Annotated in this window: 21 protein-coding genes; 9 read left to right on the plus strand and 12 right to left on the minus strand. The window is 72.3% G+C overall.

Annotated elements, in window-relative coordinates; all coding sequences use genetic code 11:
* The first annotated feature begins 32 nt into the window (after positions 1 to 32).
* Both IE274_RS24650 and IE274_RS24655 read left to right on the plus strand, forming a co-directional pair.
* Positions 33 to 2132: an AMP-binding protein gene (locus IE274_RS24650; RefSeq protein ID WP_229909777.1), complete on the plus strand. Its 2100-nt coding sequence runs from the start codon at positions 33 to 35 to the stop codon at positions 2130 to 2132.
* A gap of 238 nt (positions 2133 to 2370) precedes the next feature.
* Positions 2371 to 3585 carry a glycosyltransferase gene (locus IE274_RS24655; protein WP_190118044.1) on the plus strand — a complete coding sequence of 405 codons (1215 nt, stop codon included), beginning with the start codon at positions 2371 to 2373 and terminating at the stop codon, positions 3583 to 3585.
* Positions 3586 to 3631: 46 nt separating this feature from the next.
* Here IE274_RS24655 and IE274_RS24660 read toward each other — a convergent pair whose 3' ends face one another.
* Positions 3632 to 4333 (minus strand): TetR/AcrR family transcriptional regulator, encoded by a 702-nt coding sequence (locus tag IE274_RS24660; protein WP_190118045.1) that lies wholly within the window; start codon positions 4331 to 4333, stop codon positions 3632 to 3634.
* A gap of 107 nt (positions 4334 to 4440) precedes the next feature.
* Between IE274_RS24660 and IE274_RS24665 the strand changes: the two genes are divergently transcribed.
* From IE274_RS24665 to IE274_RS24675, 3 genes are all read left to right on the plus strand, one after another.
* Positions 4441 to 5232, plus strand: a complete 792-nt coding sequence (locus IE274_RS24665) for a hypothetical protein (RefSeq protein WP_190118046.1) — start codon at positions 4441 to 4443, stop codon at positions 5230 to 5232.
* 52 nt (positions 5233 to 5284) lie between these two features.
* Positions 5285 to 5935, plus strand: a complete 651-nt coding sequence (locus IE274_RS24670) for a class I SAM-dependent DNA methyltransferase (RefSeq protein WP_190118047.1) — start codon at positions 5285 to 5287, stop codon at positions 5933 to 5935.
* Positions 5936 to 6094: 159 nt separating this feature from the next.
* The gene (locus IE274_RS24675; RefSeq protein ID WP_372446965.1) at positions 6095 to 7087 is read left to right on the plus strand and encodes an alpha/beta fold hydrolase; all 993 of its coding nucleotides are present in this window, start codon (positions 6095 to 6097) and stop codon (positions 7085 to 7087) included.
* A 12-nt stretch (positions 7088 to 7099) separates the two neighbouring features.
* Here IE274_RS24675 and IE274_RS24680 read toward each other — a convergent pair whose 3' ends face one another.
* The 4 genes from IE274_RS24680 to IE274_RS24695 are packed head-to-tail and all read right to left on the minus strand — an operon-like array spanning position 7100 to position 9590.
* Entirely contained in the window at positions 7100 to 8326 is a 1227-nt protein-coding gene (locus IE274_RS24680; RefSeq protein WP_190118049.1) for an RICIN domain-containing protein, read from the minus strand.
* 56 nt (positions 8327 to 8382) lie between these two features.
* On the minus strand, positions 8383 to 8697 hold the full coding sequence (locus tag IE274_RS24685; protein ID WP_190118050.1) for a hypothetical protein: 315 nt from the start codon (positions 8695 to 8697) through the stop codon (positions 8383 to 8385).
* 36 nt (positions 8698 to 8733) lie between these two features.
* Positions 8734 to 9324, minus strand: coding sequence for a hypothetical protein (locus tag IE274_RS24690; protein ID WP_190118051.1), 591 nt, complete (start codon positions 9322 to 9324; stop codon positions 8734 to 8736).
* A 29-nt stretch (positions 9325 to 9353) separates the two neighbouring features.
* Entirely contained in the window at positions 9354 to 9590 is a 237-nt protein-coding gene (locus IE274_RS24695) for a hypothetical protein (protein WP_190118052.1), read from the minus strand.
* A gap of 110 nt (positions 9591 to 9700) precedes the next feature.
* On the opposite strand from IE274_RS24695, the gene IE274_RS24700 reads away from it, so the two are divergent.
* Both IE274_RS24700 and IE274_RS24705 read left to right on the plus strand, forming a co-directional pair.
* A complete protein-coding gene (locus tag IE274_RS24700; protein ID WP_190118053.1) occupies positions 9701 to 10528 on the plus strand; it encodes a helix-turn-helix domain-containing protein in 828 nt (275 codons plus the stop codon).
* Positions 10512 to 10850, plus strand: a complete 339-nt coding sequence (locus tag IE274_RS24705) for a DUF397 domain-containing protein (protein WP_190118054.1) — start codon at positions 10512 to 10514, stop codon at positions 10848 to 10850. The genes IE274_RS24700 and IE274_RS24705 overlap by 17 nt, the downstream gene beginning before the upstream one ends.
* Before the next feature lie 15 nt (positions 10851 to 10865).
* Here IE274_RS24705 and IE274_RS24710 read toward each other — a convergent pair whose 3' ends face one another.
* Positions 10866 to 11828, minus strand: a complete 963-nt coding sequence (locus tag IE274_RS24710) for a zinc-binding dehydrogenase (protein WP_190118055.1) — start codon at positions 11826 to 11828, stop codon at positions 10866 to 10868.
* 111 nt (positions 11829 to 11939) lie between these two features.
* On the opposite strand from IE274_RS24710, the gene IE274_RS24715 reads away from it, so the two are divergent.
* A complete protein-coding gene (locus IE274_RS24715) occupies positions 11940 to 12587 on the plus strand; it encodes a TetR/AcrR family transcriptional regulator (protein ID WP_190118056.1) in 648 nt (215 codons plus the stop codon).
* A 23-nt stretch (positions 12588 to 12610) separates the two neighbouring features.
* Here IE274_RS24715 and IE274_RS24720 read toward each other — a convergent pair whose 3' ends face one another.
* From IE274_RS24720 to IE274_RS24735, 4 genes are all read right to left on the minus strand, one after another.
* The gene (locus tag IE274_RS24720; RefSeq protein ID WP_190118057.1) at positions 12611 to 13069 is read right to left on the minus strand and encodes a hypothetical protein; all 459 of its coding nucleotides are present in this window, start codon (positions 13067 to 13069) and stop codon (positions 12611 to 12613) included.
* A 73-nt stretch (positions 13070 to 13142) separates the two neighbouring features.
* A complete protein-coding gene (locus IE274_RS24725) occupies positions 13143 to 13787 on the minus strand; it encodes a LuxR C-terminal-related transcriptional regulator (protein ID WP_190118058.1) in 645 nt (214 codons plus the stop codon).
* On the minus strand, positions 13751 to 15064 hold the full coding sequence (locus IE274_RS24730) for a sensor histidine kinase (protein ID WP_190118059.1): 1314 nt from the start codon (positions 15062 to 15064) through the stop codon (positions 13751 to 13753). The genes IE274_RS24725 and IE274_RS24730 overlap by 37 nt, the downstream gene beginning before the upstream one ends.
* A 109-nt stretch (positions 15065 to 15173) precedes the next feature.
* A complete protein-coding gene (locus IE274_RS24735) occupies positions 15174 to 15698 on the minus strand; it encodes a PadR family transcriptional regulator (protein ID WP_190118060.1) in 525 nt (174 codons plus the stop codon).
* A gap of 67 nt (positions 15699 to 15765) precedes the next feature.
* Between IE274_RS24735 and IE274_RS24740 the strand changes: the two genes are divergently transcribed.
* On the plus strand, positions 15766 to 16467 hold the full coding sequence (locus tag IE274_RS24740) for a cysteine hydrolase family protein (RefSeq protein WP_190118061.1): 702 nt from the start codon (positions 15766 to 15768) through the stop codon (positions 16465 to 16467).
* On the opposite strand, the gene IE274_RS24745 is transcribed toward IE274_RS24740, so the two are convergent.
* On the minus strand, positions 16464 to 17276 hold the full coding sequence (locus tag IE274_RS24745) for an alpha/beta fold hydrolase (RefSeq protein WP_190118062.1): 813 nt from the start codon (positions 17274 to 17276) through the stop codon (positions 16464 to 16466). The genes IE274_RS24740 and IE274_RS24745 overlap by 4 nt on opposite strands.
* Positions 17277 to 17307: 31 nt before the next feature.
* Positions 17308 to 18228 carry an alpha/beta fold hydrolase gene (locus tag IE274_RS24750; RefSeq protein ID WP_190118063.1) on the minus strand — a complete coding sequence of 307 codons (921 nt, stop codon included), beginning with the start codon at positions 18226 to 18228 and terminating at the stop codon, positions 17308 to 17310.
* Between the last annotated feature and the right edge of the window lie 47 nt (positions 18229 to 18275).

Here is an 18275-nt window from a genome sequence, read left to right on the forward strand (position 1 = left end):
GCCGGGGACGGCGGACGGCGAGGGGGAGCGACATGGCAGACCGTCAGACGCCGCACGGTCCCGAGCAGGTCGTCGAGGCCAAGCTAGAGGAATCGGAGATCCGGGTCATCGGGCAGGCGGGCAAGGTGAGCCCGCGGGACCTTTCGGGCAACGGCTACACCTACCGGTACGACTGGGGCGCGTGGAACGGGTTCGTGCGCTTCAACCTCACGAGTTCCACCTTCACCGCCAACACGCGCGTGTTCGCGGCGGTGAGCGAACCGACGGGCGGCGGTGGCAAGTTCATCGGCGCCGCGCGCTACCGCCGCCGTGGGCGTGGCCGTGCCCGACCCGCGCCGCCTGGCGCACACCACGGAGGTCGCGCGGCGCAGCGCCCGCATGCTCAGCACCACCATGCAGCGGCTCCCGCCCGGCGTCCGGACCTGAGCGGGTCGGGGGCGGGGCAGGTCGGGCCAGGTCAGCGCACTGATGCCAAGGCGACGTCCCGATGCTTACGATGCGCCATGGACGCGGGACGGCAGCGCGAGGGGGCGGACATGGGCGCAGGGGCGGGTACGGACATCGGCTTCGGCGAGGTCGCCGCCGCGCATCCCGACCGGCCCGCGCTCGTCGAGCCCGACGGCACCACCCTGTCGTACGGGGAGCTCGCGGCCCGGGTGCACCGGCTCGCGCACGTCCTCGCGGGGCTCGGGCTGCGGCCGGGGGACTGTGTCGCCGCGATGCTGCCCAACAGCCGCGCCTTCTTCGAACTGCGGCTCGCCACCGGCCGGTCGGGCCTGTACTTCACGCCGTTCAGCCACCACTTCACCACCGCCGAGGTGACGCATGTCGTCACCGACAGCGAGGCGCGGGTGGTGGTCGTGGACGCGTCGCTGCTCGACGTGGCGGGGCCCGCGCTGGACGCCGCGGGAATCCCGGCGGAACGGCGCCTGGTGTGGGGGGCGGGGCGGCCGCCCCCGGGCTGGACCGGCTACGAGGCCCTCCTTGCCACCGCCCCCGCCACCCCGCCCCCGCACCCCCGGGCGGGCGGCGTCATGCTCTACACCTCCGGCACCACCGGCCGCCCCAAGGCCGTCCGCCGGGAGCTGTGGGACGGGCCTCCCGGGCCGAGTCCGTACGAGGTGGACTTCCTGACCCGGGTCGGCGTGCGCCCGGGCGCGTACACGCAGTTGTGTGCCGCGCCGCTGTACCACGCGGCGCCCGGCCTGTTCGCGAACATGGCGATGCAGTTCGGGCACACGGTCGTGATCGCCGAACGGCCGCGTACGGAGGACTGGTTGGAGCTCGTCGAGCGGCACCGGGTCGGCGTGCTGTTCGCGGTGCCCACGGTCCTGCACCGGCTCCTTCGGCTGCCCGCCGAGGTGCGCGGGCGGTACGACGTGTCGAGCCTGAGCGCTGTCGTGCACGGCGCCGCGCCCTGCCCGCCCGACGTGAAGCGGCGCGCCATCGACTGGTTCGGGCCGGTCCTGTACGAGTTCTACGCCGCGACCGAGGGCGGGGTCACCGCCGCGAGCAGCGCCGACTGGCTGGCCAGGCCCGGCACCGTGGGGCAGCCTCTCGCGGACATCGACGTGCGGATCCTCGACGGGGACGGGCGGCCGGTCGCCGTCGGGGAGACCGGCGGGGTGTACTTCCGGCCCGTCGTCCCGTTCACGTACTACAAGGACGCCGAGAAGACCGAACGGGCCATGCGGGGCGGGTACTTCACCGCCGGTGACGAGGGGTACGTCGACGAGGACGGGTGGCTGTACCTGCGGGACCGGCGCACCGACCTGATCATCTCCGGGGGCGTGAACGTGTACCCGGCGGAGGTCGAGGCCGTCCTCATCGCGCATCCGGACGTCGCGGACGTGGCCGTCGTCGGGGTGCCCGACGCGGAGTGGGGGCAGCGGGTCGCCGCCGTCGTCCAGCCCGAGCCGGGGATACCGGGCGACGACACGTTCGCCGACCGCCTCGCCGCGCACTGCCGGGGCGCGCTCGCCGGGTTCAAGGTGCCGCGCGTGATCGAGTTCCGGGAGCGGGTGCCGAGGTCGGAGGCGGGGAAGGTGCTGCGGCGGGAGATCCGCCTCGGGTCGGCGGAATTCGGGTCGGCGGAGTCCGGGTCGGCTGCGGGTCCGGTGCCCGGCGCCTAGCGAGAGCCGCCTCGGAGCCTGCTGAGGGCTGCCTCGGAGCCTGGCGAGAGCCGCCCCGGTGCCTGGCGCACAGCACCAGCGCCCCGTCCCGGCGCATGAAAAAAGCGGGCACCCGCTCCCCGCCACTCTCAACGTATAGCTCACCGGGGGGCTTGCGGCAAGGCCCCCGTGGTGGCGCAGAATCGCCCGCCGAGGCCGGGATTCGAGGCCGGGAGCCGGGGACATGGGGAGTGGCGAAATGCGTGTGGTGCTGTCGACGTACGGGTCGCGTGGGGACGTCGAGCCGCTGGTGGGGCTCGCGGTGCGGCTGCGGGAGCTGGGCGCGGAGGTACGGGTGTGCGCGCCGCCGGACGAGGAGTTCGGGCAGCGCCTCGCCGGGGTCGGGGTGGAGCTGGTGCCGGTCGGGCGGTCGGCGCGGGAGCTGACGACCGCGACGCGGCAGCCGAAGTCCCTGCCGGAGCGCGCGGCCGAGCTGATCGCGAGCCAGCTCGACGCCGTGGGCGAGGCGGCCGAGGGCTGCGACGCGCTGGTGGCCACCGGCATGGTGCCCGCCGTGGCCGGGGCGCGGTCGGTGGCGGAGAAGCGGGGCGTTCCGTCCGTGTCGGTGACGTTCCAGCAGCTCACGCTGCCGTCGCCGCACCACGCCCCGCTGGCGTACCCGGGCCGCCCGTTCCCGCCGGAGGTCACCGACAACCATGTGCTGTGGGACCTGGACGCCCGCAGCATCAACGCCCTGTTCGGCGAGGCGGTCAACAGCAACCGGGCCGCCATCGGCCTGCCCCCGGTGGCCGACGTCCGCGACTACGTCATCGGCGACCGGCCGTGGCTGGCGACGGACCCGGTCCTGGACCCGTGGCGGCAGGCGGAGTCCGGGGCGTTCGAGGTCGTACAGACCGGCGCCTGGACCCTGCCGGACGAACGCCCCCTGCCGGACGATCTGTCGGCGTTCCTGGAGGCGGGTGCGCCCCCGGTCTACGTGGGCTTCGGCAGCATGCCCATGCACGGCTCGGCGGACGTCGCCCGGGTGGCCATCGAGGCGGTACGCGCCCAGGGCCGCCGTGTCCTCGTCCGGCGCGGCTGGGCCGACCTGGCCCTGATCGACGACCAGGACGACTGCTTCGCCGTCGGCGAGGCCAACCACCAGGCGCTGTTCCCCCGGGTGGCCGCCGTCGTGCACCACGGCGGCGCGGGCACGACGACGACGGCGGCCCGTGCCGGTGCCCCGCAGGTGGTGCTTCCGCAGGCCACGGACCAGCCGTACTGGGCGGGCCGGGTCGCCGGGCTCGGCATCGGCGCGGCGCACGAGGGCCCGACGCCGACCTTCGCCTCCTTGTCGGCCGCCCTCACGACCGCCCTGACCCCCGGGGTCCGCGAGCGGGCGGCGGCGGTGGCGGCCGCGGTCAGCGACGACGGGGCGGCGGTGGCGGCGAAGCTGGTGCTCGGGCTCGTATGACCCGCACGGGGCCCAGCGGGCTCGGCGCGCTGCGGCCCGACGGTTCTCAGAGTCCCAAACCCCTGACCAAATCGCACAGTTCATCCCGGTACAGCACCGCCGGATCATCGATCTGCGGCCGCAGCAACCCGTCGATCTCCAGCGTCACGAGCCCGTGCATCCGCCCCCACACCCGCAGTGACAGGGCGAGCACGGCGGGCGTGAGGTCGGGAAAGGCGGCGCGGGCCACGGCGGTGAACGCCGGGTCGAAGTCCTCCCAGACGTAGGCGCTGCCGCCGAGGCCGCCGCTGCCGCCGCCCACGGCGGGCCGCGCCGTCGTCGCGACCTCCACGATCCCGAGGCACAGCTCGTACTCCGCCTCGGCGCTCTCGGCGGTGTCCGCGCGCGGCACCCGGCCCCGCCCGCTGAACAACAACCGGAACTCCTGCGGATGCGTGAGCGCCCACTCCCGGTACGCGAGCCCGTGGGCCAGGGCCCGCGCACCCGGATCCCCCGCCGGATGCGCCTCGCGGGCCGCGCGGAGGTGCGCGGCCAGGTCCCGGTACGCGTCCGCCGCGAGCGCCGCGAGGAGCGCCTCGCGGGTGTCGAAGTAGCTGTAGAACGTGCCGGGCGCCATGCCCATGTCGCGGGCGATGCCTCGGAGGGCGACGGCCTCGGCGCCCTCCTCGACCAGGTGTTTCAGGGCGGTCGCCTTGATCTCGGCGGTGGTCTGGGCGCGGTGGCGCTCGCGGCGGCTGGCAGCAGGCATGGCTCCATGGTACGGCGAGCAAAGGTTGAACAGTGTTTGGGAATTGGTCAATGTTCGAGTTATGGTCCCGGTGTATCCCGAATCCCACGGCAGCAAAGGGGTGTGGCATGGCCACGCACACGTACGGACCCGGCCCGATCAAGGGCTACGACATCGGCCCGATCCCCATGGAGGCCGCGTTCACGTCGGACTTCCCGCTGGCGGCCGGCATCGGCGCGGCGGACGTGCAGGACATCGTGGACAAGCAGGAGGTGGAGCGACGCGTCATGGACGTACGGCCGGGCATGTACGCGAAGTACATGCCGAGCCGGGTGGACGAGGCGGCGGGGCGGCACTACACCGGCGGCCGGTATCTCTTCGAGACGTGGGCCGACGTCCTCGACTACGAGCGGTTCACCAGCCAGGAGCTGGAATTCGAGCCGGGTGTGAAGTTCTGGAGCCGCCCGTTCTTCCAGAACGTGGAGCGCTTCGTCTGGCGGGTCGCGGGGGCGCACAACTTCCTGCCCCTGGACGCGCATCACGTGAGCCGGTTCGAGCGGTTCCGGTACTCCGTGGACACGGCGACCGACGCCGAGGCGGCGCTGCTGCGGGCGTGGGGCTCCGTGCGCGACGAGGCCCAGGCGCGCGGGAACGCGGCCGTGTGGCTGCTGCACCAGCCGGAGCAGCGGCTCATCGGCATCCACACGGTGGCCTCCCGGACCACCCCGGCCGACCTGGAGGCCACGCCGTCCCTCGGGGCGCTGCTGCCCGCGTCCCTCGCGCCCGACCGGTACTTCGACCGGTCCAGCCGGATCCTCTCCCTCTGGCTGCCCAAGTCCCGCCTCGCGGGCGGCGCGCCGTCGGCGTATCCGTCGGCGCCGCTGCTTCCGCTGCCGTCGGTGGCGGCGCAGGAGGTCTGAGGGGAGCGGGTGCCGGGCGCCGTTGTCAGTGGCTCCGCGTAGCGTCGCGGGCATGGGTGAAGACGCGTACTTGATCAGGACCCGGACGTCTTACGACGCCATCGCCGAGGCCGTCGAGAAGGAGTGGCGGGGCGAGCTGGACAACTGGCCGCTGGCGCGGGCGATGTTCACGGCCTACGCCGAGCTGGTGCGGGACGCGGGCGGGGGCACGGTGGCCGACATCGGGTGCGGCACGGGGGAGGTGAGCGCGATCCTGAGCTCCCTGGGGCTGCGGATGCGGGGGATCGACCTGTCGCCGGGGATGCTGGCGCTGGCCCGCGCCAAGTATCCGCACCTGCGGTTCGACGTCGGCACGATGACGGCGCTCGACCTGCCGGACGGGGAACTCGGCGGGGTGGTCGCGTGGTACTCGACGATCCACATCCCGCCGGCCGACCTGCCGAAGGTCTTCGCCGAGTTCCACCGCGTCCTCGCCCCCGGCGGGCAGCTCCTGCTCGGCTTCCAGGTCGGCGACGGCATCCGCCACTTCGACGAGGCCTTCGGCCACGACGTGGACCTGGACTTCCAGCGCTGGCGGCCGGAGCGGATCACGGAGCAGCTGCGGGAGGCTGGGTTCGCCGCGAACGGGTACCTGCTGCGCGAGCCGTACGAGGGGGAGCGGACGCAGCACGCGCACCTCCTGGCGGCGAAGCCGCGCGCGTAGGCCGTCCGGCCGGGGGCACGGGGACGGGGCGCGGGAAGGCGGGCGGTCTGCCGGGGGCCCGTCCGGCGGCGCGGTTTGCCGAACCGGCAACAACTCTCGGCACCCGCCCCCACCCCCGTACAGACTCGTGACGAGCAGCCCCGCACATCCGGAGGAGCCATGACCATGACCGACGCACTCGATGTGAGGCACAGCCTGCTGGAGCTGCCCGAGAACCCCGGCATCCGCGTCCACGCCGTGGAACAGGGCTCCGGCCCGCTGGTCCTCCTGGTGCACGGCTTCCCGGAGACCTGGTACTCGTGGCGGCGGCAGCTCCCGGCGCTTGCGGCGGCCGGATACCGGGCGGTGGCGATCGACGTACGCGGGTACGGCCGCTCCTCGAAGCCGCGCGACACGACGGACTACGGGATGCTCGCGCACGTCGCCGACAACGTGGGCGTCGTCCGCGCGCTCGGCGAGGAGACCGCCGTGATCGTCGGGCACGACTGGGGCTCGCCCATCGCGGCGAACTCGGCGCTGCTCCGGCCGGACGTCTTCCGCGCGGCCGCGCTGATGAGCGTGCCGTACGCGCCCCGGGGCGGCCCCCGCCCCACCGACGCGTTCGCCGCGATCCCCGGCGACGAGGACTTCTACATCTCCTACTTCCAGGAGCCCGGCCGCGCCGAGGCCGACATGGAGCCGGACGTGCGCGGCTGGATCGCGGGCTTCTACACCGCCCTGTCCGGCGACACGATGCCGCCGCCGGACGCGCCCAGCCTGCACTTCGTGCCCAAGGGCGGCCGGATGTCGGACCGCTTCCCGCAGGGCGGGCCGCTCCCGGAGTGGCTGTCCGAGGAGGAACTCGACGTGTACGCGGACGAGTTCGAGGGGGGCGGCATGGCCGGTCCGCTCGGCCGGTACCGCAACATGGACCGCGACTGGGCGGACCTCGCGGCCTGGGACGGCGCACCGCTCACCCAGCCGTCCCTGTTCGTCGCGGGCGAGCTCGACCCGTCCCTCCAGTGGCTGTCCGCCGCCCTCGACGCGTACCCGGTGACGCTCCCCGGCCTGGCCGCGTCCCACATCCTCAAGGGCTGCGGGCACTGGGTGCAGCAGGAGCGGGCCGAGGAGGTCAACGGGATCCTGGTGAGCTGGCTGCGGGCCGTGGTGTGACCCGGCCGGGCGCTACATCCACACGCCCTTCAGGAAGGGGTACGCGTCCGTGAGCTTCGTCGGCCCCTGCACCAGCTTGCCCTCGCTGACGATCACGAACTGGTCGTCCTTGAGGAGGAAGTAGTGCATGGCGTCGTCGAAGGGGGCGGAGGCGGCGGTGTCGGGGGCGAGCAGGAACTCGGGGGGCGCGTGCGGCAGCCTGAACTCCTGCGTGTACTCGGGGTCGTCGAGCATGGTGAGCACGGCACGGTCCTCAAGGAAGTACACGATGCGGTCGCCCTTGCGGTCGGCGGCGGTGACGGCCTTGATCTGCGCCCCCTGGAGGTCCGCCGGAAGCAGCCGCCCCCGTTCGTCCGCGGACCGCTCCGAGAACTCCCGGATGTCATGGCCGAGCACGGCCGCGTGCGTATAGCTGCTGCCCTTGCGGGTGTTGATGACGTCCGCGGCGGCGGCCGGGAACCCGTGCGGGAGCCGCTGGAACTGCTCGCTTGCCTTCTTCGGACCGGACTCGATACCGCGCCGGGGCGAGAAGCGGATGAACTCGTCGCCGCGGAAGCCGTCGAAGCGCAGGTACGGGGCCCGCGGGTCCGGGACGGTCTTGGCCATCGTCTCGAAGACCCCGCCGCCCGCGTCCAGCACGCCCTTGAGCGCGGAGGCCAGCACGTTCCCGGGCGTGGCGAGGGTGCCCGGCGAGATGATCCGCGCGGTCAGCGCGTCGAAGGCCTTCGTCTCACCGAGCGCGGGCACGCTCTCCAGGCGCCAGGCCTGCGTGCCGCGCCCCTCCTCCGTCTTCGGCTCCCCCTGCTCCAGCTCGGCGCCCGCGTCCCCGCGCTCACCCCGCACCGCGAGGTGCTTCCCGCTGTTCACATTCACCCAGGAGTAGACGTCGTCGCCGATCCGCTCCGGCCGCCACAACTGCGTGACCAGCAGGTCCTCCCGGGACTCCGGCGGGCACTGCTGCACCGCCGCGCCCGCGCGGCCCCGGTTCACCAGAATGTCCATGCGCAGCGTGCTGTGGACGTTCTGCAGCGTCCACGACCCCTCCCGCGCGCTGTGCGGCTTCAGATGCCAGAACTGCCGGTGCCGCTCCGGCCCTTCGGCGTGCAGCTCCTCCAGTACGACCTTCGCGCCCTGTTTCGCGCCGCCTCCCGGCCGCACCCCCGCGTACAGTCCGCTCGCCTCGTTCTTGATGAGGTAGATGCCCTCAGACAGTGCTGACTGGCCTGGCTGTGCTGCCACGGTCAACCTCCCGGAACGTCGGGTCGGGCACGCACCCGCGGTGCGCCGCGGTCAGCCTAGAAGCGGAAGCCGTGATCCCGATACGGCCCGGTTTCAGCCGTTATTAACCCCTCAACTAGGGGCGCCACCACGGGTTGCCATCGGCCGCGATATTGAGTTTCCCGGCGGGCGCCGCCGTGCCAGGGCCGTCGCTCACCGGTCGCGGCGGTTCCAGAAGTCGCGCCACCACTGGCCCCGGTCCTTGGGGGGGGCGGCAGGAAGGCCTTGGCGATGCGCGTGACGCACATCGTGACCACCAGAAGGAAAACGAGGAGCCAGATCGCCCACCAGGGCGCGTTCGGAAGGAGATCGGGCAGATCGAGCAGAGACATCAGTGGCCTTCCCAGCCGGAGCCGGGGGCGTGTCGGCTACGCCGCGTGTGCCTCTCCCGGAGGGCGCGCAGCCGAGACGCCCCATCGAGTGCTGATCGATGGGGAGTTCGGCCGTCCGGGCGCGCGCGGGATCGTGGGCGTGGTCAGGCGGACCACACCGCACGGTGAGCGGTCGTGTCTCGGGACGGTGTCCACGTACTCGTAGTCGCACGGGACGAGCTCCTTCGCCAAGTCCTGGCGGATCAGGGCGATGAGGGCGCACATGGAGTCCGCGAGTCGGCGTGCCTGCTCGGCGTACATAGCCGGGTACGTCAGAGGGGGCGGCGCACCGGCGCTTTGCAGGGACAGCGCCGTGGCCTGCGGCAGGAGGGTGTCCTTCTCCGCCGTCCGCGCGATCGTCGCGCGCAGCCCCCACTCGTCGTAGTCCGGCTGGCTGTCCAGGTATTCGTGGAAGCGGATAGTCGCGGAAAGCACCGACAAGAGGGAGCTGGCGCGGTGTCGACCGTCCAGGGCGACGGCGGAGTTGTAGCGCTCCCAGAGCTTGTCCGACAGCACATGCGCAGACGTGATGACGACGTTCCGAGGCGTGGAGAACCCCGTGCGCCAGTCTGCTCCCGCCGTCGTCACGCCGACAGCCTACGAGGCGGGTGTGGCGCCTACCAGTCGTTCCCGTAAAGCTCCGTCTTCCGCCGCCACCACGTCCGCATCTCGCTCTCCTCGACCGGTGTCGCCGCCCGCAGGTCGCCCACGCGGATCGTCGCCACGAAGTGGGTGAACCGGACGCGGCGGAACTCGCCGTCCTGCGAGAGGACCCGCCCCGGGCCGTAGATGTCCGTGCTTGCGTGCGCCACGTACGCGCCCTCCGCGTGCTGCTGCTGGTGGTCCGTCTCCATCGGGCTGCCTCTCGCTCTGTGTGCTGTTCCGATCACACAGTGCGGTCGGCGCGGCTAGCCTCGCCAGTAGGTAGGGCTTGACAACTGCGCTGGCACGGGAGGGCGTTGCGGTGGCCATCGAGGACAGTCCGGAGTCACGGCTGCGGTACGGGGAGGAGTTGCGTTCGCGGAGGGAGGGGGCGGGGCTGACCCAGGAGGAGTTGAGTGTGCGGGCGATCATGTCGCGTACGCATATCGCCCACATTGAGGCGGGGCGGCGGCGACCTACGGTCGAGGACGCGCGGAGGTTGGACGATGTCTTGGGGGCGGGAGGCGTCTTCGTGCGGTTCCTGCCGTCCCAGGGAGACGGGCGGCGGGCGGAACGCTTCGCCGAAGCGCTGGAGCTGGAGCAGCGGGCGACTGTGATCCGTACGTACGGACCGAAGCTCGTACCGGGCCTCCTTCAGACGAGGGCGTACGCGAACGAGATCTTTCGGTTGTGGTATCCCCCGAAGTCCGCGGAGGAACGTGACGCGTTGCTGGTCACGCGACTGGCGCGGGCGCAGATCTTCGACGACTTCAAGTCGCCAGTGGCGTGGTACCTGTTGGACGAGGCTGTACTTCGCAGGCCCATCGGGGGCCCTGCGGTGATGTGCGGGCAGTTGCGGCACATCGTGGACCTGGGGGAGCGCGAACGAATCCGGGTGCATGTGCTGCCGTTCGAGGTGGGCCCGCATGTGCTCTTGGACGGTTTCGTCTCCCTCATGTGGTTCGACGACTTGCCTCCGATCGCCTATGTGGAAGCGCTGAACTTTGGCAAGGTGCTGGAGGACCCCTTCGTGGTGCGTGACTGCCAGGGGCGGTTCGAGCACGCTTTGGGTGACTCGTTGTCGCACCAGAGGTCGCTTGCGCTGCTCAATTCGGTGGCGGACGATTACGAGCATGGAGAGCAAAGGTGACCGACAGAACAGCCTCCCGAACGCATCCATCCTGGAAGGGTGGCGCAAGTCGACGTACAGCACCGGTGACGGCGCCGACTGCCTCGAAGTCAGCGACGTCTTGCGCAAGTCCAGCTTCAGCGGAGCCGACTCAGGGTCATGCCTCGAAGTGAACGACGCCTGGCGCAAGTCGAGCTACAGCTCTGCCGACGGCGACGACTGCCTCGAAGTGAACGATGCCCACCGCCAGGCAGCCGTCCCCGTCCGCGACAGCAAGAACCCCCACGGCCCCGCCGTCCTCTTCGGCGCCCCGGCCTGGAAGGCGTTCGTAGCCTCCCTCTGAACCGCCGGGGCCCCCTCACGGCACCAGCACCACCCTCCCGAACACCCGCCCCTCGTCCATCGCTCGATGGGCCCGCGCCGCCTGGTCCAGCGGCAGCACCTCGTGCACGACCGTGCGCAGATCCCCGCGCGCGGCCTCGGCGAACTGGGCCGACCGCACCGCCTGCTTGGCGGCAACCGGCACGGTGTCCAAGCTCAACGTGGCGAACGACACCGAACTGCGGAACGCGGCTATCAGGGGCACCCCGAAGTCGTTCGGGGGCAGCCCGGCGATCAGGCCGACCGCCAGGAACCGGCCGTTGGGGTTCAACTTGTCCAGGAAGAGGGGGACCTGGGCGCCGCCCGCGATATCGATCACCACGTCGAAGGACGAGGGCGCGTCGGAGTCGCCGCCGCCCTCGCGGTCGAGCACATGCGTCGCCCCCAGCTCGCGCAGCCGCACGCCCCGTTCCGCCGAGGAAGTCGTGACCGCCACGGCGCCCGCGCTGCCCCGGGCCGCGAGCTGGACGACGCTGACTCCGATGCTGCCCGCCGCACCGCGTACAAGCACCGTCTCGCCGGGCGCGAACCCGGCCCGCTCCAGGGCGAAGTGGGCGACCACGCCGGAACCGCCGAGGGCCACCGCTTCGACGCCGCTCAGGCCGTCGGGCAGGACGACGACCTCGTCGATGTCGGCGACAGCCTGCTCGACGTACCCGCCGGTCAGGCCGGTGAACGCCCACACCCGCCGCCCCAGCCACGAGGCGTCCACGCCGTCTCCCACAGCGGTCACGCGCCCGGCGACCTCGCTGCCGAGAACATGTCCCGCCTGGAAGCCCATGTCGCCGAGAGTCGCCCGGCGGATCAGGGCGTCCACGCCGCCCACGCCGATCGCCTCCGTGGCGACCCGCACCTGCCCCGGCTCCGGATCCGGCACGGGCAGGTCGACCACCTCAAGACCGTCGGACGTGCCGAACTCCTTGATCACGACAGCTTTCATCACGGCTCCTCGGGATGGGGGAAGGAATGGATGGGGGGCCACCACGCGCGTGGTGCCACCGCCTTCGGAACGTAACGGACACCCCCGTCCGTTTAGCTAAAGTGAGAACGCATGGCCCACGATTTGCCTCACGCTTCCCGTTCCGACGCCCGGGACAACCGGGCCCGCATCCTCGAAGCCGCCCGCGCGGTCTTCAGCGAGGACGGCCTGGGCGCGCCCATGCGCGAGGTCGCCCGGCACGCGGGCGTCGGCCCCGCCACGCTCTACCGGCACTTCCCCGCCAAGCGGGACCTGGTCGGGGAGACCTACGCCGAGCAGCGGCGCGTCTGCCACGCCGTCGTCCGTGACGCCCTCGCGGCCCCCGACCCGTGGCACGGGTTCCAGTACCTGATCGTGGAGATCTGCGAACTCCACGCCCGCAGCCGGGGGTTCGCCGACGCGTTCATGACGGCCTACCCCGAGGCGGACGACTTCGCCGCGGACCGGCAGCGGACGCTGCGCGCCGTCGCCGACCTGGCCCGCCGCGCCCAGGCCACCGGCCAACTGCGCGCCGGTTTCGTCGTCGACGACCTGATGCTGCTGCTCATGGCCCACCAGGGCATCCAGGACGCCCCGCGCGCCGCCCGGCTCACCGCCTCCCGCCGCTTCGCCGCGTACATGATCGAAGCCTTCCGCGCCCGCCCCGACACCCGGGCCCCCGCCCCGCTGCCACCGGCTCCACGCCTGTTCCCCGCGCACCCGCCGACCACGCACTCCTGACCGCTGGTCTGCGGCCTGCGGTTTCAGGCCTGCTGCCAGAACTGCAGCAGATACTGCTCCACAGCTTCGACTGCCTCGTCCTGTGCCTGGGCAGCGACATCGGCTCGACCGCCGCACACGACACGTACCGTCCAGGTGCCCGGCTTGTCCGAAAGGCGGACGGGATCGGGCCACGGGCCACTGGCGAGGCCGCGGGCCTGTAGTTTCCCCGACGTGCAGGCGAGCTCGGTGAGGGCGGATTCCTCCCAGTCGCCGGGAGGTTCGGGGGCTTCCTGGTCCCAGACTTCGAACGTCATGGTCGCGGTGTGCGTGTGCCCGGCGCTGGTGAAGGACAGCCGCCCCGGATGAGTCGTCAAGAACGGGCCCTGCTCCCAGTCCTCGGGGAAGGGCACCGGGATCTGGCTGTCGTCCCAGTCCTCCACGGCGAGGCCGTAGTAGTCGACTTCGACAGGTACTCCTTCACGGCTGATCAACTCGGCCATGGAGTCTGCCTCCGGGGGTCATCCTCAGGGACGGGGACACGGTAGAGCATCCCCTCCTCGCGCGGTCAACGCGCTAGCGGTCCAAGTACGCGAGCACCGCGAGCACCCGGCGGTTCGCCGACTCCGTCGGCGGCAGTCGCAGCTTCATGAAGATGTTGCTGACGTGCTTGGCCACGGCCTTCTCGGTGACGAACAGGGCTTCCGCGATGCCCGCGTTCGACAGGCCCTGGGCCAGGCACTCAAGGACCTCGCGCTCGCGCGGCGTGAGGGAGTTCAGGGGTTCGTCCCGGGACTTGCCGGTGACGAGCTTGGACACCACCTCGGGGTCCATCGCCGTGCCGCCGCCCGCGACCCGCTCGATGGTGGCGATGAACTCGGCGCCGTTGGAGACGCGTTCCTTGAGGATGTAGCCGACGCCCTCGGAGCCCGTGGCCAGCAACTCGTGGGCGTACAGCGGCTCCACGTACTGGGAGAGGAGCAGGACCGGCAGGCCGGGCACCTCCGTCCGCGCCGAGACCGCCGCGCGCAGGCCCTCGTCGCTGAACGTCGGCGGGAGGCGGACGTCGACCACGGCCACGTCGGGCCGCAGGGACGTGAGTGCTTCGTGGAGGAGGGGGCCGTTGTCGACGGCGGCCAGGACCTCGTGGCCGAAGGCCTGGAGGAGGCGGGTGACCCCGTCCCTCAGAAGGAAGTGGTCTTCGGCGAGGACAACTCGCACGGCAGCTCCATCGTCATCTGGGTCGGGCCGCCCGGTGGGCTGCTCACGGCGAGGACGCCGTCGAAGTGGGCGAGGCGCCGCTCGACTCCGCGCAGTCCGGTCCCCGCGGACACGTCCGCGCCGCCCTGCCCGTCGTCCACGACCGACGCCCGCAGCGCCCCGGCCTCGTACCGCAGGTCGATCCAGCAGCGCTCGGCGCCGGAGTGCTTGGCCGCGTTGGTGAGGATCTCCGACATCGCGAAGTACATCGCCGACTCGACGGGCGGTTCGGGACGGGACGGGAGGTCGATGACGACCTCGGTCCGCAGCGGGCTGATCATCGCGAGGGAGCGTACGGCATCGCCGAGACCCCGGTCCGCGAGGATCGGCGGGTGGATGCCCTTGACCAGGTCACGGAGTTCCTTCAGGGCCTCCGTGGAGGACTGGCGGGCCTCGACCAGGAGGTCGCGGACGCCGTCCGGGTTGGTCTCCAGGAGGTGCTCGGCGGCGTTCAGGGTCATGCCCATCGCCACGAGGCGTGCCTGCGCGCCGTCGTGCAGGTCGCGCTCGATGCGGCGGATCTCGGACATCTGGCTGTCCACGGCGTCGGACCGCGTCGACTTCAGGTGCTCCACGCGGGCGGCGAGCAGCTCGGACTCGCTGGGCGCGAGGAGCAGGTTCAGGTAGCGGGCGTGCAGGCGCAGGGACAGCGGGGCCGCCCAGAACACGGACAGGGGGAGCAGCGCGGCGCCGAGCACGCCCGCGAGCGCCGCCGTCGCCGGGTCGCCGACCGGGATGAACAGGAACCACAGGCTGTCCCACTCGGCGGGCAGCTCCGTCCCCATCGCCGCCGTCCACAGGCCCCACACGCCGGTGAGGGCGAGGGCCAGCGGGCCGAAGGCGATTGCGCCGCCCATGAACGCGTGGATGTGCACCCAGCGCCAGTCCCGGTGCACCTGGTTGCCCTTGTCCAGGAGCTGGGAGCGCAGCGCCTTGGCCCGGTCCGCGCCGGACGAGGGCAGCTCCGGGTACACCGCGGGGATGTCGACGCCCGACCAGCTCGCCGCGTACGCCCGCTCCTTGTCCGCCAGGGCCCGCACCCTGCGCACCGTGCCCGGCAGGAGCTTCAGGCCCACCGGGCCGCGCAGCGTCGACGACACGATGCCGATCCACAGCGACAGGCACATCGCACGGTGGGCCAGGAACCACAGGGTCAGGGAGCGGCGGAAGGCCTTGACGCCGCCCGCGGCCTTGAAGCCGCCCGGGGCCGCGTCGGTGTTCTGTCGTGTGCTCTTCATGTACGCATTATCGAAAGCAGGGTGGCCGGAAGGCAGTGGTAAAAACTCCCCTCTTCGGCCACGACTTCCGTGACGGCCCTCGTGACGGCTCCCGTGACGGCGTCGCCCGTCAGTCGCCGAGCACCTCGCGCAGCCAGGCCCGCTCGGCCCGGCTCGTGGCCCGCGCGATCGTGAGCATGCCCCTGCGGTACGGGTCCTCGGTGTCCTCGGCCGCCAGTGGGCGGTCCCCGTCGTCGAAGTCGTGGAAGAAGCTCGCGGGCTCCTCCAGGAACGTGAGGCGGCGGCGCAGCACCGCGTGCTGGTCGGCGGTGTCGGGGAGCCGGGACAGGAACGCCAGGACCGTGAAGAACCGGCTGCCGTCGCTGATGTCCAGGTCGGCGGGTTCCCGCAGGCGGCGTACGAGGTCGGCGCGGCCCTCGTCCGTGAGGCTCAGGGTGTGCCGCCGGGCCGCCGAGGCGCCCGGTTCGGTGCGGCGGGCCAGCAGTCCCGCCGTGACCAGGCGGTTGATCGCCGGGTAGAGGCTGCCGTCGCTGACCGGGCGGGTGTGGCCCGACAAGTGGGCGATCCGGCGCCGAAGTTCGTAGCCGTGCAGCGGGCCGTCGGCCAGAAAACCCAGGATCGCGAGTTCGAGCATGGTGCTAGTCTCGCACATCGAATCGAGGTACCTCGAATCGAGGTACCGGAAGGTGAGGGGTGTGGGCATGGAGTACACCGAGGAATGGGTGACCGCGCGGGCACGGGACGCCTACGCGCACGGCCGGGCCACCTTCGACGTCCGGCCCGAGCGCACCGCGCTGCTGGTCATCGACATGCAGGACGAGTTCGTACGGCCCGGCTGGAGCCCCTACTGGGTGCCCGCCGCGACCCGCATGGCACCCCGCCTCCACGGCCTCGTCGAGGCGTGCCGGGCCGCCGAGGTCCCCGTCATCTGGACCGTCTTCGACGACACCCACCTCGGCCTCGACCGGCCGCGCGCCCTCGCCGACCTGCCGCACGGCGACACCGGCTGGCGCCGCCCCGGCCCCGCCGGGATCTGGGCCCCGCTCGGCCGCCGCCCCGACGAACCCGTCATCCGCAAGCCGTCCTACGGCGCGTTCCACGACACCCCGCTCGACACGATGCTCCGCAACCTCGGCCGAGACACCGTCGTCGTCACCGGCACCCTCACCAACTACTGCTGCGGCACCACCGCCCGCCAGGCCTACGAACGCGGCTACCACGTCGTCTTCGGCTCCGACGTCACCGCCACCGACGACGAGTCCCGGCAGGAACCGGAACTCGCCGTCCTGCGCAAGGGGTTCGCGCTCGTCCTGACGGCCGAGGAGATCGTGGGGCGGCTGGCCGACGGGGCCGGTGGTGGCGCCGGCGCTGTCGGTGCCGTCGCCCCGGGAACGCCCGCCTAGGCGAGGCGGGCCAGCCAGTCCCGTACCGCCGCGTTGAACTCCTCCGGCCGCTCCAGGTTCGGCAGGTGCGCCGCCCGTTCGATCACGCACAGCCGGGAATCCGGCAGCGCCGCGTGCATCGCCTCCGCGTCCGCGACCGGCGTGTACGTGTCGTCCCGGCCCACGACCACCAGGGCCGGGACGGTCACGCGCGGCAGCACCGGCCGGTAGTCGGGGCGCTCGGCACGGGCGCGCAGGGCCGCCGCCGCGCCCTCCGGCGGCGCCGCCAGCATCATGCGGAGCACGTGCGCGGCGGCCTCCTCGTTGTACGGCGCCGCCATCTTGTGCAGCACCTCCTCCGCGTACCCCTTCATGCCCTCGGCAAGGAGCCGCTCCGCCGTCTCGCGGCGGAAGGCCTTCCCGGCCTCCGTGTCCGTCGCCGGGGACGTGTCGGCGAGCAGCACCCCCGCTATCCGCTCCGGGAAGCGGCCGTAAGCGTCCATCACGATCTGCCCGCCCATCGACACCCCGCCAAGCGCGCAGCGCGCCACGCCCAGGTGGTCCAGGAGGGCCACGAGGTCGCGGGCGAAGTCGCCGAAGTCGGTGACGGGGGCGTTGGCCTCGCCCTCCGGGGCGGCGGAGGCGCCGTAGCCGCGCAGGTCGAAGGTGATCACGCGGTGCGTGCCGGAGAGCGCCCTGACCTGGGGGTCCCAGAGGGAGCGGTCGAAGGGGTGGCCGTGGACCAGGACCAGGGGGACGCCCTGGCCCGAGTGGCCGCCGTGGTCGTCGTAGGAGAGACGGATTCCGTTGCTGAGCCGGTTCGTTGGCATGAGGTCAGGCTAGGTCCACTCCGCACACTCCTCAGCGGGCCAAGAGGTCCCGCAGGGCCGACGTGACCTCCTTCGGGGCCTCCTCCGCCATGAAGTGGCCGCACGACACCGTCCGGTGCGTGAGGTCAGGGGCCCACCTGCGCCACAGGCCCGCCGCGTCGAAGCCGAGCGCCGCGCCCCAGTCCTGCTGGAGGACCGTGACCGGCATCCGCAGCGCGTTGCCCGCGAGACGGTCCGCCGTGTCGTGCTCGACGTCCGCGAACGCCGACGCGCGGTAGTCCGCGACGATCGACGGGACCGCCTCGCGGCACGCCCGCAGGTACGCGGCCCGCACCTTTGGCGGCACGGCACCCGGCGACGCCGACCAGACGTCCAGGAAGTGGCCGAAGAACGCGTCCGGGTCCGCCGAGATCATCCGCTCGGGGAGGCCCGGCGGCTGCGCCATCAGATACAGGTGGAAGCCGATCGCGGCGGACGTGCCGCGCAGGACGTCCCACATGTCCAGGGTCGGCAGGACGTCCAGGGACGCGAGGTGCGTGACGGTGTCCGGGTGGTCCAGGCCCGCGCGGATCGCCACCAGGGCGCCCCGGTCGTGGCCCGCCAGGGCGAACCGCTCGTGCCCGAAGGCCCGGGCGAGCGCGATCACGTCGGCCGCCATCGTCCGCTTGGCGTACGTCTGGCCGTCCGCCGACTCGGCCGGTTTGTCGCTCGCCCCGTAGCCGCGCAGGTCCGGGCAGATCACGTGGTGGTCCGCCGCCAGGTCCGCGGCCACGTGGCGCCACATGAGGTGGGTCTGGGGGAAGCCGTGGAGGAGGACCACCGGGGGGCCGGTCGGGTCACCGCCCACGGCGGCGTTCAGGTGGACGCCGTCCGGGCCGTCGGCGGTGACCGGGATCCGGTGGTAGCCGAAGCCTTCGATGCGGGGCCCGGAGCGGGGCTCGTTCTGTGTCATGGGTTCAGCGTGCGGGGCCCGGATCAGCAACGGATCAGCAGCGGGTC

It is taken from the genome of Streptomyces flavofungini (assembly GCF_014650815.1).
Lineage (GTDB): Bacteria > Actinomycetota > Actinomycetes > Streptomycetales > Streptomycetaceae > Streptomyces > Streptomyces flavofungini.